The organism is Roseivivax sp., assembly GCF_054552075.1.
The window spans coordinates 36,891-49,753 of record NZ_JBTOLZ010000022.1 but is presented as its reverse complement, the minus strand read 5'-3'; the positions used below and the strand labels follow the sequence as shown (position 1 = coordinate 49,753).

Sequence of the window (12,863 nt, the reverse complement as noted above, 5' to 3'; positions counted from 1 at the left end):
TGCGCCCATGCCGTCTTTCCGCCTGCTCCCCCTTGCCGCGCCGCTCCTCCTGTCGGCCTGTTCGGCGCTTTCGGCCCTGTCGGATGCGACGCAGGAGCTGGCGGTCTTCGAGCTGCGCGCGCCTTCGGGGCTGCCCGAGGCGGCGCAGGCGCGGCGGCTCGACGTGATCGTCGAGGAGCCCAGCACCACCGGCGCGCTGCTGACCGACCGGATCATGATCCGTCCCTCCGAGCTCGAGGCGCAATACCTGCCCGGCGCGCGCTGGGGCGAGGAGGTGCCGGTCATGGTGCAGTCGCTCATGGTGCGCAGCCTGCAGGCGACGGGCGGCTTCGCCTATGTCGGGCGCGAGCCGCTGGGGCTGTCGGGCGACGTGGCGGTGGTCAGCGACGTGATCGATTTCCAGGCCCGTGACCTGGGCGATGCGGCGGAGGTCACGCTGAGGGTCTCGGTGCAGCTCGTGCGCGAGCGCGACGTGGCGATCCTGGCGAGCCGCACCTTCACGGCGGGCGCGGTCTCGGCCTCGCTGTCCAACGGCGACATCGTGGCGGCTTTTGATGCGGCTTCGGACCAGCTCATGGCCGACTTCGCGGGCTGGGTGCTGGACGGGCTGCGCTAGGGGCGGGGGGCTGGCGCGTTGCTTTAAGTGCGGACGCGCGCCGGGTGCCGGGCGTTTTGCGTCGAGCCAAAGCGTCGGTCAGAGGCTGCTCCCCCTGCGCAACGGCTGGAAATTGGGCGGGCCGTGCTGGGGAAGGGCTCGGGCCACGCGCCAATCAATCCCCGCTTAGACCTCACAGCCCCCTACCACCCTCGGCGAAACACCGCCCGCCACGCCCGCGCCACGCTCCCGCCCAGAAATCGACACGAAGCCGCGCGCTTTCCGCCATGCCTGTGACCTAAGCCCGAGGCGGGCGGCCACCACGCGCCGCCGAAAGGTCAGAGCTTGAAAGACGTGAGCTTCATCGGCGACCCGCAAAACGGCGACGACGCCCGGATGCTGCGCATCCTGAGCGCGGCGGAACGGCATTTCGGCACCCCCGTGCGCGAGGTCGAGGCCCCGCCGGGCCCGCTGCCGAGCCGGCTTCTGCTGATCTTCGACGACCGCCGGGTGATCGCCACCGCGCGGCCCGCGGGCGAACACGCCGACATCGAATCGCGCCTTCTGGAGGCGCTCGCCGAGGTCACCGACCGCGCGCCGCGCTCGCTGGGGGTGACCGACGGGGTGCTGTTCCAAAGCGACCTCGGCCCCGACCGGCTCGACGGGATCATCGGCAGCGTGCCCCCGGGGCGCGAGGCGCTCCTGGCCGAAGAGGCGGTGCGGGCGCTTTCCGAACTGCATGCCGCCGCGGGCGAGATCGCGCTCGACGAGATCCTGCCGCCGCCCGAGACAGGGCCCGAGCTTGCCGCCCGCCGGCTGCGCGCGGTCGAGGTGCTGGCCGCCCACGGCGGCACCGGGCGCTTCGACATGGAGGCGGCGACCGCGGTCCTGGCCGAACCGGGTCACGCGCTGGTCAAGGGCGACTGCCGCCCGGTGAGCGCCACGCTTGGCCCCGACGGGCGGCTGCGCTGGTTCGACTTCGAGACCGCGGTGATCGGGCAGGCGGCGGCGGATTACGCGAGCCTGCTGAGCGATCCCGCCTGGCGGCTGCCGCCGGACCGGCTGTTTGCCATGGTGGCGGGGCTGGTGGCCTGGGAAGACGCGGATTTCCTCGATCACCTGGCGTTGCACCTGGTGGTGCAGGCCGCGGCGCGGCTGCGGTTCCTCGAAAGCGCGGCGCAGCGCGCCGGGCGCGGGGCCTCGGGGGCGGAGGCGGAGACCGCCGCGCGGCTGTCGGAAGTGGGCGCCCATGCCGCCGGGCAATCGGCGCTGACCCAGCCGCTGGCCACCGGCTTCAAGCGCGCCGCGCGGCATCACCGCAAGCGCCTGCGCGAGGCGGGCCAGCGCCTGGGCCCCCGGCGCGCGGAGCGCTAGGGGCGGGGCGCGGTCTAGGCGCTCTCGTGCCGCGCCGCCATGCGCCGGGCCATGTCGAGCATCCGCGCCGAGAAGCCCCATTCGTTGTCATACCAGCCGAAGACCCGCAGTTGCCGCGCGCCCACGGCCATGGCCTCGCGCGGGACCAGCACCAGGCTTTCCGGCCGGGCGCGCATGTCGACCGAGACGCAGGGATCCTCGGAGACGCCCAGCACCGGGCTCGCCTCGGCCAGGGCCCGCACCGCGTCGCCGGCATCGCCGTCGAAGGGCCGGTCGAGCTGGACCACCAGGTCCACCGCCGAGACCGAGAGCGAGGGCACCCGCACCGCCGCGCCGGTGACCCGCCCGGCGAGCCCGGGCAGCACGTGGTCGATCAGCTTCGCCGCCGAGGTCGTGGTCGGCACCATGGAGACCGCCGCCGCCCGCGAGCGCTCAAACGGCCCGCGCGGCTTGTCGACGCTGGGCTGGCTGCCGGTGTAGCAATGCACCGTCGTCATATGCCCGCTGACCACCCCATGGGCGTCGTCGAGCGCCTTCAGAAGCGGCGCCAGCGCATTGGTCGTGCAGGAGGCGTTCGACACGATGCGCGCATCGCCCAGCGTCGCGTCGTTCGCGCCCAGGACCACGGTGCATTCGGCCTCGAGGCAGGGGCCCGAGATCAGCACGTCGCGCGCGCCCGCCGCGCGGCCCGCCTCGGCGGCGGCGCGGGTGCCCTCCATGCCGGTGCAGTCCAGAAGCACGTCGACCTTGTCGAGCGCCAGCCGCGCGGGCGCCGCCTCGCTGGTGAAGGCGATGCTGCGCCCGCCCACCTCCAGCGCGTTTTCGGTGGCGCGCACCGGGGCGGGGTAGGGGCCGTAGACGCTGTCGTATTGGAACAGATAGGCGCAGTCCGCGCGCGGGGCGATATCGTTCAGCAGCACCACCTCGATGTCGGCATGCGCCGGGTCGCTCAGGATCTGGCGCAGGATCGTCCGCCCGATCCGCCCGAAGCCGTTGATCGCTATCCGCATGAGGAACCTCCCGCACCAAGTGAAAACCGCGCGCTCCTTTGAAAAAGGCGCGCGCGGCGGTGGAGTTCAAGCAGGGAATTGTATGCGCACAAAGGCGCGCCGGGTCAGGCCACGTTCTCGAGCCGCACCTCGGGGGTGACGCCAAGCGCGAAGCAGACGTCGCGGGTCAGCTCGGGGCGGTTCAGCGTGTAGAAGTGCAGCTTGTCGACGCCGCCCTCGATCAGGTCGGTGCAGAGCTCGGTGCAGAGCGCGGTCGCCAGCAGGTCCTGCCGTCCGTCGCGGGTCGCGGTCTCGAAGGCGTCGATGACCCACTGCGGGATCTTGGTGCCGCAGGCCTCGGCGAAACGGCGCGCGCCCTTCCAGTTCTCGATCGGGAAGATGCCCGGCACGATCGGCTTGTCGATGCCGGCCTTGTCGCAGGCGTCGCGGAAGCGGAAGAAGGTCTCGGCCTCGAAGAAGAACTGGGTGATCGCCTCGTCGGCGCCGGCGTCGAACTTGCGCTTGAGGTAGTCCACGTCCGCCGTCTCGGTCGGGGCCTCGGGGTGCTTGTCGGGATAGGCGCCGACGCGCACGGTGAAATCGCCGGCCTCCTTCAGCGCGGTGATCAGCTCGCAGCTGTCGCGGAAGCCGCCGTCGGTCGGGGTGAAGCGCGCCTCGCCCTTGGGCGGGTCGCCGCGCAGCGCCACGATGTCGGTCACGCCGGCCTCCTCGAAGCCCTTGGCGATGGCCAGGGTTTCCTCGCGGGTGGCGTTCACGCAGGTCAGATGCGCCGCGGTGCGCAGGCCGGAATGCTTGTGGATCGCCGAGACCGCCTCGCGGGTCAGCTCGCGCGTGGTGCCCCCGGCGCCATAGGTCACCGAGACGAAGCGCGGCCCCAGCGGTGCCAGCGTCTGCACCGTGTCCCAGAGCCGGAAGCTGGCCTCGAGGTTTTTCGGCGGGAAGAACTCGAACGAGATCTCGGGACGGGTCATCGGGGCAATTCCTTCTGATTGAGACTCGCTTGTCGCATGCCGGCGATTGTGAGACAAACTCATAAATCTCAAGAACAACATGAGCCCGGCTTAGGAATGCATATCGAGTTCCGTCATCTCAGGACCATCAAGGCGATCCACGAAGCGGGAGGTCTGGCGCGGGCGGCAGACCAGTTGAATATCACACAAAGCGCGCTCTCGCACCAGATCAAGGGGCTCGAGGACCAGGCCGGGGTCGAGCTTTTCGTGCGCCGGTCGAAGCCGATGCGGCTGTCGCCCGCGGGGCTCCGGCTGTTGCGGCTGGCCGAACAGGTGCTGCCCCAGGTCGAGGCGCTGACCGCCGAATTCGAGGGGCTGCGCAAGGGTGTGACGGGGCGGATGCATATCGCCATCGAGTGCCACGCCTGTTTCGAATGGCTCTTCCCGGTGCTCGAGGCCTTCCGCAAGTCCTGGCCCGACGTGGATGTCGACATCCGCCCCGGCCTAGCTTTCGACGCACTGCCCGCGCTGATGAAGGAGGAGGTCGACCTGGTGGTCTCCTCGGACCCCGAGGATCTGCCCGGCGTCACCTTCACCGAGCTTTTCGACTACAACCCGGTCTTCGTCGCCGCCTCGGCGCATCCGCTTGCGCAGAAACCCTATGTCGAGGCCGAGGACTTCCGTGGCCAGACGCTGATCACCTACCCGGTGGAGCGCTCGCGGCTCGACATCTTCTCGCAGCTCCTGACGCCCGCCAAGGTCGAGCCCGCCTCGGTGCGCCAGGTCGAGCTGACGGCGGTGATCCTGCTGCTCGTGGCCTCGAACCGGGGCATCTCGGTGCTGCCCGACTGGGTGGTGCGCGAGGTGAAATACAACTCCGACTACGTGACCCGCCCGCTCACCGCCGAGGGCGTGACCCGCAGGCTCTATGCCGCCACGCGCACCGCCGACCAGGACAAGGGTTTCGTGCAGGAACTGATCTCGCTCGCCCGGCAGGAGGCCGAGAAGCTGCAGGCCGCCTGACGCGGGGGGAGCCGTGGAACCTCTCGCGGGGCGGCGCGGTTTCCCGCCTGACCACCACGCAAGACCACGACGCGAGGCAAGCCATCATGAAAATCTACGGTATCAAGACCTGCGACAGCTGCAAAAAGGCCCAGAAGGCGCTGCCCGACGCGGAGTTCGTCGACGTGCGCGAGGACGGGCTTCCGAGCGATGTTCTGACCGCCGCGCTCGACCGCTTCGGGGATCGGCTCCTGAACACCCGCTCGACCACCTGGCGCGAGCTTTCCGAGGAAGAGCGCAAGAAGCAGCCGGTCTGGCTCATTGCCGCGCATCCGACTCTGATGAAGCGTCCGCTCATCGTGAAGGGCGAGGAGATGCACCTGGGCTTCGACGCGACCACCCGCGAGGCGCTGGGCGCCTGAGCCTCAGATCCGCGCGGCCCCGCGCTCCGGGGCCGCGAGCCGCGCCTCGAGCAGGCGATCGAGCGAGAGCGCGCCCGCGCCCTTCACCACGATCAGGACCAGCGCGAGCGTCCAGAAGGCGCGCTGGTCCAGGATCACCCCGTCGGGAAAGCGATCGAACCAGGCGCCGAGCGTCTCAGCGTGCTCGATGCCGCCGTGGCCGTAGAGATCGGTGAGGCTCTGGATCACCACGAAGCCGATCATTCCCAGCGCCGCGAGCCGCGCCAGCAGCCCCAGCACGATCAGCGCGGGCAGGATGAACTCCGCGTAGGTGCCCGCCAGCGCCACCAGGTAGTGGAAGACGCCAAGCTGGCTCGCGTCATAGCCCACCGCCGCGAAGGCCTTGGGGAAGATCTGCGCATAGGCCCCCATCGACAGGCTGAAGGGCCCGCCCTCGAGCTTGGTGAGGCCCGCATTCCAGAAATAGACCAGCAGCGTCGCGGCAAAGACGAACCGCGCGAGCAGCGGCAGGACCATGTCGGTCCGGTCGGCGGGCGTGAAGAGAAGCCGGTTCAGCATAGGGCAGGTCCTTTCGGGGCGCGCACCAGCGCGCGATGGGTGAAAAGTAGCGACAGCGTGGCGCCAAGGTCGAAGCCCGGGCCCGCCGCCGCGACGGCGCGGCCCAGGGGCGCGCCGCTGCCGCAGGCGGTCAGGAAGGCATAGGCGCCGGGCGGCAGTGCGACGGGCTCGGGGTCAAACTCTGTGCGCAGGATCGCCAGCGTCTCGGCCCCGCCCTTGGGTTTCTCGGAGGTCCGGCCCATGGTGTAGCGCCAGACCTGCAGGACCGGCCAGCGCGAGGACAGAAGCCGCACCGAGGGCGCCAGTTCCAGCACCTGCGCCTCCAGCGCCTCTTCATCCAGCGCGGCCAGCGCCTCGGGCGCGAGGGGCACATGGTCCCCGGCGTGGTAGCTCTGGCGCATCATCAGGTCGATCCGCGCCACGTCGGGCAGATAGGGCAGATGCGACAGCGCCGGCAGGCCCGCGATGAACTCCGGCAGGTCGCGGCCGTAAGTGGCGATCAGCGGCGTCCTCGGCGGGTGCGCGCGCAGGAAGCTGCCCGCGAGCCCGCGCATGGCCTGCGCCCCGATCAGCCGGGTGATGGCGGGAAAGCCGGTCTCCAGCGCCTCGGTCAGCGAGGCGGCGATATTGTTGCGATAGACCGCGTAGCGCCGCCCGGCGGGGCGGCCCGCGCCATCGGTCAGCCCCTCGGGCACCGGCGCCGCGGGATCGAGAAGCGCGGCGCGAAAGGCTTCCTCGGCGCTCATTGTCCCGCCCCGAGCCGGTCGAGCGCCCGGCCCGCGCGTTCGGCCTCGGCGGCGAGGACCGGCCAGTCCGGCACATCGGTGTCCCATTCCACCAGAAGCGGCAGCGGCCCGGTGCGCCGCAGCACCATGTCGAGCAGCGCCCAGACCGGGTCGGCCACCGCGCGGCCATGGCTGTCGATCAGAAGCGGCGCGCCGCGGTCGTCCTCGTCGCTGTCGTGGCCGCCCAGGTGGATCTCGCCCACGGCGGCCAGCGGGAAGGCCTCGATGTAGCTCTCGGGCGCGTAGCCGAGGTTGGTGGCCGAGACGAAGACGTTGTTCACATCGAGCAGGAGCCCGCAGCCGGTGCGCCGCACCAGTTCCGAGAGGAACTCGGTCTCGGTCATCTCGGACTCGGTGAAGGCCAGGTAGGACGAGGGGTTCTCCAGCAGCATCTGCCGGTCGAGCCGCTCCTGCACCTCGGAGACATGCCCCGCCACCCGCGCGAGCGTTTCCTCGGTATAGGGCAGGGGCAGGAGGTCGTTGAGATAGCTGGTGTCATGGGTCGACCAGGCCAGGTGCTCGGAAAAGCGCGCGGGCGCGATCCGGTCGACCAGCGCCTTCAGCCGCGCCAGGTGGTCGGCGTCGAGCGGCTCGGCCCCGCCGATCGACAGGCCGACGCCATGCACCGAGATCGGGAAGCGTTCGGCCAGGGCGGCAAGCTGGGCCTGCGGGCGGCCGCCGGCGCCCATGTAGTTCTCGGCGTGGATCTCGAGCCAGCCGACCGGGCCGGGGTCGGCTGGCTCGAGATGGCGCGCCTTGAAGCCGACGCCGGGTCTGTTCGGCAGGCCCTCGCGGGTCAGATCGAACATCTGCGCTGCCCTCCCCCTAAGCGGTGGCGCGGGGGGGCGACATCGCGCGGGCGGTGCCTTGGCGCCCGCGCGCGGCCCCCCCGCGCCGCTGCCGATGCCTCAGGCCGGCAGGTCGCGGTCGAGCGGCTCGAGCGAGCCCTCGCGCGCGGTGCCGTCGGCCATCTCCGGCAGGTCGATCTCGGCGCAGGTGCCCTCGGCGACAAGGGTCCAGGCGTTGCCCTGGTAGTCGACGGTCGAGGTGCCCGCGCAGGTGGTGCCGGGGCCCGCGGCGCAGTCGTTCTCACCCGCCAGCGAGATGCCGTAGCACTTCTCCTGGGACTGGGCGGAGACGCCGGTGGCGGCGAAACTTGCGGCGACGGCGCCGACGATGGCGGCGGTCTTCATGGTCGTGGACATCGCGTCCTCCCTTCAATCGAACAGGTCAAAGGCCCGCCGGACGCACCGTGCGGGTCCTCTTCAGCCTCGCCTGCGACGGGCTGTCGCGCCACTCACAGGGGTGTCAATCACGCCGCTCTTATCGCGCGTCAGCCGCGCCCGCGCCGCGAAATGCCCCGTAACCACCTGCCCTGATTGAATAATATGCCTGCCGCACAAGGCGCGCCGCAGCGCGCCCCTTGTAACATTTCGCGCTTCCCATGCTGGAATGTTGCAACCCCGGACCCGGGCCCGCCCGCCCGATCACGCGCCCCGCGCGAATTGTTACAATCCCGCCGCCGGGCCCGGAGACAGACGCAAAAGCCCGCGCCCCCCAAAAGCCCCTTCATCTTGGCGAAAATACCTCGGGAGCGCGAGGGCAGAGCCCTCGCCGGCTTTGCCGCCCAAAGCGCCCCCGCGCGCCCCGGGCGCAGCAGCCGAACAAACCGCGCCGTGCCCTCACAGCGGCCCAGCCCGCGCCTCAGCGCAACGGCCACAAAACCTCCGTCACGCAAGCCCGGCCCGACCAGCCGGCCGGGCCGCACGCAAGATCACCCCATGTCCGGGGGCGTCGCCTCCGCGCCGAGCGCGGTGATCACCTCGTCGAGCGCCATGACCTCGGTCTTCTTCTCGCCGAGGCGCCGCAGGGTGACGGTGCGCTCCTCGACCTCGCGGTGCCCGATGGCCAGGATCATCGGCACCTTGCCGACCGAATGCTCGCGGACCTTGTAGTTGATCTTCTCGTTGCGCAGGTCGGTCTCGGCGCGGACGCCGGCGGCCGAGAGCGCCTCGGCGACCTCCTGGCAGTAGTCGTCGGCCTCCGAGGTGATCGAGGCCACGACCACCTGGCGCGGGGCCAGCCAGAAGGGCAGCTTGCCGGCGTGTTCCTCGATCAGGATGCCGATGAAGCGCTCGAAGGAGCCCAGGCAGGCGCGGTGCAGCATGTAGGGCCGGTGCTTGGCGCCGTCGGCGGCGATATAGCTCGCGCCCAGCCGCTCGGGCAGGTTGGGGTCGACCTGGAACGTGCCGCACTGCCAGACCCGGCCGATGGCGTCGGTCAGGTAGAAGTCGAGCTTCGGGCCGTAGAAGGCGCCGTCGCCGGGCTCCAGCACGTAGTCGCGGCCGACCGCCTTGATGGCGTTCTCGAGCGCGCCCTCGACGTGGTCCCAGCTTTCCTCGGAGCCCACGCGCTTCTCGGGGCGGGTGGCGAAGCGGATCTCGAACTCCGGGAAGCCCAGCTCGCGGTAGACCCCGGCGAGGAAGTCGATGAAGCGCGCGCATTCCTCCTGGATCTGGTCCTCGGTGCAGAAGATATGCGCGTCGTCCTGGGTGAAGCCGCGCACCCGCATGATTCCGTGCAGCGCGCCCGAGGGTTCGAAGCGCGCGCAGGAGCCGAACTCGGCCAGGCGCAGCGGCAGGTCACGGTAGGACTTCAGGCCCTGGTTGAAGACCTGCACGTGGCAGGGGCAGTTCATCGGCTTCAGCGCGTTGATCCGGGTCTGGTCCTTGTTCTTGGCGCTGGCGTCGTCGGTCTCGCCGTCGCGGCTTTCGTCGACCTCGACCACAAACATGTGGTGCTGGTACTTGTCCCAGTGGCCCGAGGCTTCCCAGAGGCGGCGGTCGACCACCTGCGGGGTGTTGATCTCGCGGTAGCCGCCGGCGCGCTGCTTGCGGCGCATGTAGTCCTGCAGCTCGGTGTAGATGGTCCAGCCGTTGGGGTGCCAGAAGACCTGGCCCGGGGCCTCTTCCTGCATGTGGAAGAGGTCCATCTCGCGGCCGAGCTTGCGGTGGTCGCGCTTGGCGGCCTCCTCGAGCATGGTCAGATGCGCCTTGAGCGCCTCCTTGTTCTTGAAGGCGACGCCGTAGATGCGCTGCAGCATCGCGCGGCTCGAGTCGCCGCGCCAATAGGCGCCGGCCACCGACATCAGCTTGAAGGCATCGGCGGGCACCTGGCCGGTGTGCTGCAGGTGCGGGCCGCGGCAGAGGTCCTGCCAGTCGCCGTGCCAATACATGCGGATCGGATCGGTGCCGGGGATCGCCTCGATCAGCTCGACCTTGAAGGGCTCGCCGCGCTCTTCGTAGTGGGCCATGGCGCGGTCGCGCTCCCAGACCTCGGTGGTCACCGGGTCACGGGAGGCGATGATCTCCTTCATGCGCTTCTCGATCCGCCCGAGGTCCTCGGGGGTGAAGGGCTCCTGGCGATCGAAGTCGTAATACCAGCCGTTGTCGATCACCGGGCCGATGGTGACCTTCACGTCGGGCCAGATCTCCTGCACCGCGCGCGCCATGATATGGGCGAGGTCGTGGCGGATCAGCTCGAGCGCCTGGTCGTCGTCCTGCAGCGTGTGGATGGCGATCTGCGCGTCCTGCTCGATCGGCCATTGCAGGTCCCAATGCGTGCCGTCGACCGAGGCCGAGATGGCCTTCTTCTCCAGCGACTTCGAGATCGAGGCGGCGACCTCGGCAGGGGTCACCCCTGCGTCGAAAGCGCGCGCATTGCCATCGGGAAATGTCAGGGAAATCTGGGGCATAAAGCCTTGTCTCCTCGTCGGTTTGGCGCCCACGGAACGCCCGGTTGCGGGTTATATGTGATGCCCCGCCTTCTGCGCGGCGCGGAACCGGCTGTCAAGCGCCGGCGTTTGGGCCATCTTTACCGAGGGGACCGGCATGAACGAGATCACCGAGACCGACGCCAAGGACATCTACGGCGCGCTGACCGACGACGCGGGCGCCGCGGATGCGCGCGAGGCCCGCAACGGGCTGCGCCACATGCTGTCGCTGTCGATGACCAAGGTGGCCGACGGGCTGATCTCGCCGAAGCTGGTGCTGGCCTACATGATGCAGGCGATCGGCGCGCCGGCGGTGCTGGTGGGCCTTCTGGTGCCGATCCGCGAGGCCGGGGCGCTCCTGCCGCAGGTGCTGATGGCCGGCCCGGTCGAGGGCGCGGAGCGGCGGAAGTGGTTCTGGGTCGCGGGCTCGGCGGGGCAGGGCCTCGCCGCGCTCGGCATCGCGGGCGCCGCGCTGACGCTGGAAGGCTGGGCCGGCGGGCTCGTGATCTGCGGGCTCCTGGCGCTTCTGGCGGTCTCCCGCGCGGCCTGTTCGGTGAGCTACAAGGACATTCTCGGCAAGACCGTGAAGAAGACCCGCCGCGGCGCGGTCAAGGGCGTGGCCGGCTCGGCCGCCTCGGCGGCGGTTCTGCTGTTTGCGCTGCTCCTGATGTCGGGGCTCCTGCAGGAGGTCACGCCGCTGGCCGTGGCGGTGGGCCTCGCGGCGCTGCTCTGGCTTCTGGCGGCGCTTCTCTTCACCCGGATCGAGGAACAGCCCTCGGAGCCGCAGGACCGCGCGGCGCTGAACTTCGCGCCGCTGCGCGAGGATGCGCAGTTCCGCCGCTTCATCGCCACGCGGGGGCTCCTTACCGCGACGGCGCTGGCGCCGCCCTATTTCGTGCTTCTCGACGAGGGCGGCGGGGCGCTCGGCCAGCTTGGCGCGCTGCTTCTGGCCTCGGCGGCGGCGGGCTTTTTGTCCTCCTTCGTCTGGGGGCGGCTCTCGGACCGTTCGGCGCGGCAGGTCATGGCGCTGGGCGGGCTGGTCGGCGGCGGCGCCATGGGCGTCGCGGTGCTGGCCGCGCTCCTGGGCTGGACCTCGGCGGTCTGGGTCACGCCGCTGGTGCTGTTCGTGCTGCAGACCGGCTACCACGGGGTGCGGGTCAGCCGCTCGACCTACCTGGTGGACATGGCGCCCGAGGACCAGCGCGCCTCTTACGCGGCGCTGGCCAATACCGCGATCGGGGTGCTGCTCCTGGTCGTGGGCGCGCTGGGCGGCGCGCTGGCCGCGCTGGGGCCCGTGGCGGCCCTGGCGGGCTTCGCGCTCCTGTCGATCGCGGGCGCCGTCCTGGCGCTGCGTCTGAACGAAGTCGAACAAGCCTGAGCGCCTGACGCATCCGCCGGGGCTGGCCAGCGCCGCCCCGGCCCGGCATGGTCGCGCGCGAGGCGACGGAGGCAGAACGATGAGCGAGATCCAGAAACTGACGAGCCCCGAGGGGCGCGAGCTGGCCTATGCCAAGACCGAGGGCGAGGGGCCGACGGTGGTCTTCCTCTCGGGCTACAAGTCCGACATGGAGGGCACCAAGGCGGTGCACCTCGAGGCCTGGGCCAAGGCTGAGGGCCGCGCCTTCCTGCGGCTCGATTATTCCGGCCACGGCCAATCGGGCGGCGTCTTCGAGGAAGGCGCCATCGGCGACTGGGCGGCGGATGCCGAGGCGGTGATCCGCGCGGCGGCCCCGGGCAAGGTGCTGCTGGTGGGCTCTTCCATGGGCGGCTGGATCGCGACGCTCCTGGCCAAGCGGCTGGGCGAGGCGGTCGCGGGCTTCGTCGGCATCGCCGCGGCGCCGGATTTCACCGAAGAAGGCTTCTGGGCCGGCTTCTCGGAGGCCGAGCGCCAGACGATCATGCAGGACGGGCAGATCGAGCTGCCCTCGGACTACGGCGATCCCTATATCGTCACCCGCCGGCTGATCGAGGACGGCCGCGCGAACCTGGTGATGCGCAGCCCGCTGGTCATGCCCTACCCGGTGCGGCTCCTGCAGGGCACCGAGGACGAGGCTGTCACCCGCGCCACCGCGCTGGGGCTGCTCGATCACATCTCCGGCGATGACGTGCGGTTGAGCCTGGTGCGCGGCGCCGACCACCGCTTCTCGGACCCCGCCTGCCTGCGGATGATCGAAGTGGCGATCGAGGATGTGTTGGCGGGAGGCGCCGCCGCGGCTGCGTGAAGGGCGGGGCGCGCCGGGTCGTCGGCGCGCGTCGGGGCGGTCTTGCAAGGGCAGGGGCCTTGGATGCCCCCGCGCTTGGGATCTTTCAGCCCGCCGCTTCGCAATCTCGGCCGGTCCGGGCTTGGTCCTCGCGGGCCGCGCCGCGCAGACTGCCATTCGGCGCTTGGTTCTCA

13 protein-coding genes are annotated in these 12,863 nt (G+C 70.6%); 6 read left to right on the top strand and 7 right to left on the bottom strand.

What is annotated here, in order from left to right; genetic code table 11:
- Positions 1–7: 7 nt before the first annotated feature.
- Together ACX938_RS15485 and ACX938_RS15480 are read left to right on the top strand one after the other, a co-directional pair.
- Entirely contained in the window at positions 8–616 is a 609-nt protein-coding gene (locus ACX938_RS15485; RefSeq protein ID WP_459431723.1) for an ABC-type transport auxiliary lipoprotein family protein, read from the top strand.
- A gap of 324 nt (positions 617–940) precedes the next feature.
- Positions 941–1,969, top strand: a complete 1,029-nt coding sequence (locus tag ACX938_RS15480) for a protein kinase family protein (protein WP_459431722.1) — start codon at positions 941–943, stop codon at positions 1,967–1,969.
- A gap of 14 nt (positions 1,970–1,983) precedes the next feature.
- On the opposite strand, the gene ACX938_RS15475 is transcribed toward ACX938_RS15480, so the two are convergent.
- Both ACX938_RS15475 and metF read right to left on the bottom strand, forming a co-directional pair.
- The gene (locus ACX938_RS15475) at positions 1,984–2,979 is read right to left on the bottom strand and encodes a type I glyceraldehyde-3-phosphate dehydrogenase (RefSeq protein ID WP_459431721.1); all 996 of its coding nucleotides are present in this window, start codon (positions 2,977–2,979) and stop codon (positions 1,984–1,986) included.
- 104 nt (positions 2,980–3,083) lie between these two features.
- A complete protein-coding gene (gene metF / locus ACX938_RS15470) occupies positions 3,084–3,950 on the bottom strand; it encodes a methylenetetrahydrofolate reductase [NAD(P)H] (RefSeq protein WP_459431720.1) in 867 nt (288 codons plus the stop codon).
- A gap of 96 nt (positions 3,951–4,046) precedes the next feature.
- Between metF and ACX938_RS15465 the strand changes: the two genes are divergently transcribed.
- Together ACX938_RS15465 and ACX938_RS15460 are read left to right on the top strand one after the other, a co-directional pair.
- Entirely contained in the window at positions 4,047–4,952 is a 906-nt protein-coding gene (locus ACX938_RS15465) for a LysR family transcriptional regulator (protein WP_232753525.1), read from the top strand.
- A gap of 86 nt (positions 4,953–5,038) precedes the next feature.
- Positions 5,039–5,353, top strand: coding sequence for an ArsC/Spx/MgsR family protein (locus ACX938_RS15460; RefSeq protein ID WP_232753526.1), 315 nt, complete (start codon positions 5,039–5,041; stop codon positions 5,351–5,353).
- 3 nt (positions 5,354–5,356) lie between these two features.
- Here the strand turns inward: ACX938_RS15460 and ACX938_RS15455 are convergent, their stop codons facing one another.
- The 5 genes from ACX938_RS15455 to thrS form a co-directional block, all read right to left on the bottom strand.
- Positions 5,357–5,911 (bottom strand): DoxX family membrane protein, encoded by a 555-nt coding sequence (locus tag ACX938_RS15455; RefSeq protein WP_459431719.1) that lies wholly within the window; start codon positions 5,909–5,911, stop codon positions 5,357–5,359.
- Positions 5,905–6,657 (bottom strand): HvfC/BufC family peptide modification chaperone, encoded by a 753-nt coding sequence (locus ACX938_RS15450; protein WP_459431718.1) that lies wholly within the window; start codon positions 6,655–6,657, stop codon positions 5,905–5,907. The genes ACX938_RS15455 and ACX938_RS15450 overlap by 7 nt, the downstream gene beginning before the upstream one ends.
- Positions 6,654–7,505, bottom strand: coding sequence for an MNIO family bufferin maturase (gene bufB, locus ACX938_RS15445; protein ID WP_459431717.1), 852 nt, complete (start codon positions 7,503–7,505; stop codon positions 6,654–6,656). The genes ACX938_RS15450 and bufB overlap by 4 nt, the downstream gene beginning before the upstream one ends.
- Positions 7,506–7,604: 99 nt before the next feature.
- Positions 7,605–7,901, bottom strand: a complete 297-nt coding sequence (locus ACX938_RS15440) for a BufA1 family periplasmic bufferin-type metallophore (RefSeq protein WP_232753530.1) — start codon at positions 7,899–7,901, stop codon at positions 7,605–7,607.
- Positions 7,902–8,470: 569 nt separating this feature from the next.
- Positions 8,471–10,450: a threonine--tRNA ligase gene (gene thrS / locus ACX938_RS15435; RefSeq protein WP_459431716.1), complete on the bottom strand. Its 1,980-nt coding sequence runs from the start codon at positions 10,448–10,450 to the stop codon at positions 8,471–8,473.
- A 136-nt stretch (positions 10,451–10,586) separates the two neighbouring features.
- On the opposite strand from thrS, the gene ACX938_RS15430 reads away from it, so the two are divergent.
- Both ACX938_RS15430 and ACX938_RS15425 read left to right on the top strand, forming a co-directional pair.
- Positions 10,587–11,846 (top strand): MFS transporter, encoded by a 1,260-nt coding sequence (locus ACX938_RS15430; RefSeq protein ID WP_459431715.1) that lies wholly within the window; start codon positions 10,587–10,589, stop codon positions 11,844–11,846.
- A gap of 79 nt (positions 11,847–11,925) precedes the next feature.
- The gene (locus tag ACX938_RS15425; RefSeq protein ID WP_459431714.1) at positions 11,926–12,690 is read left to right on the top strand and encodes an alpha/beta fold hydrolase; all 765 of its coding nucleotides are present in this window, start codon (positions 11,926–11,928) and stop codon (positions 12,688–12,690) included.
- Positions 12,691–12,863: the final 173 nt, after the last annotated feature.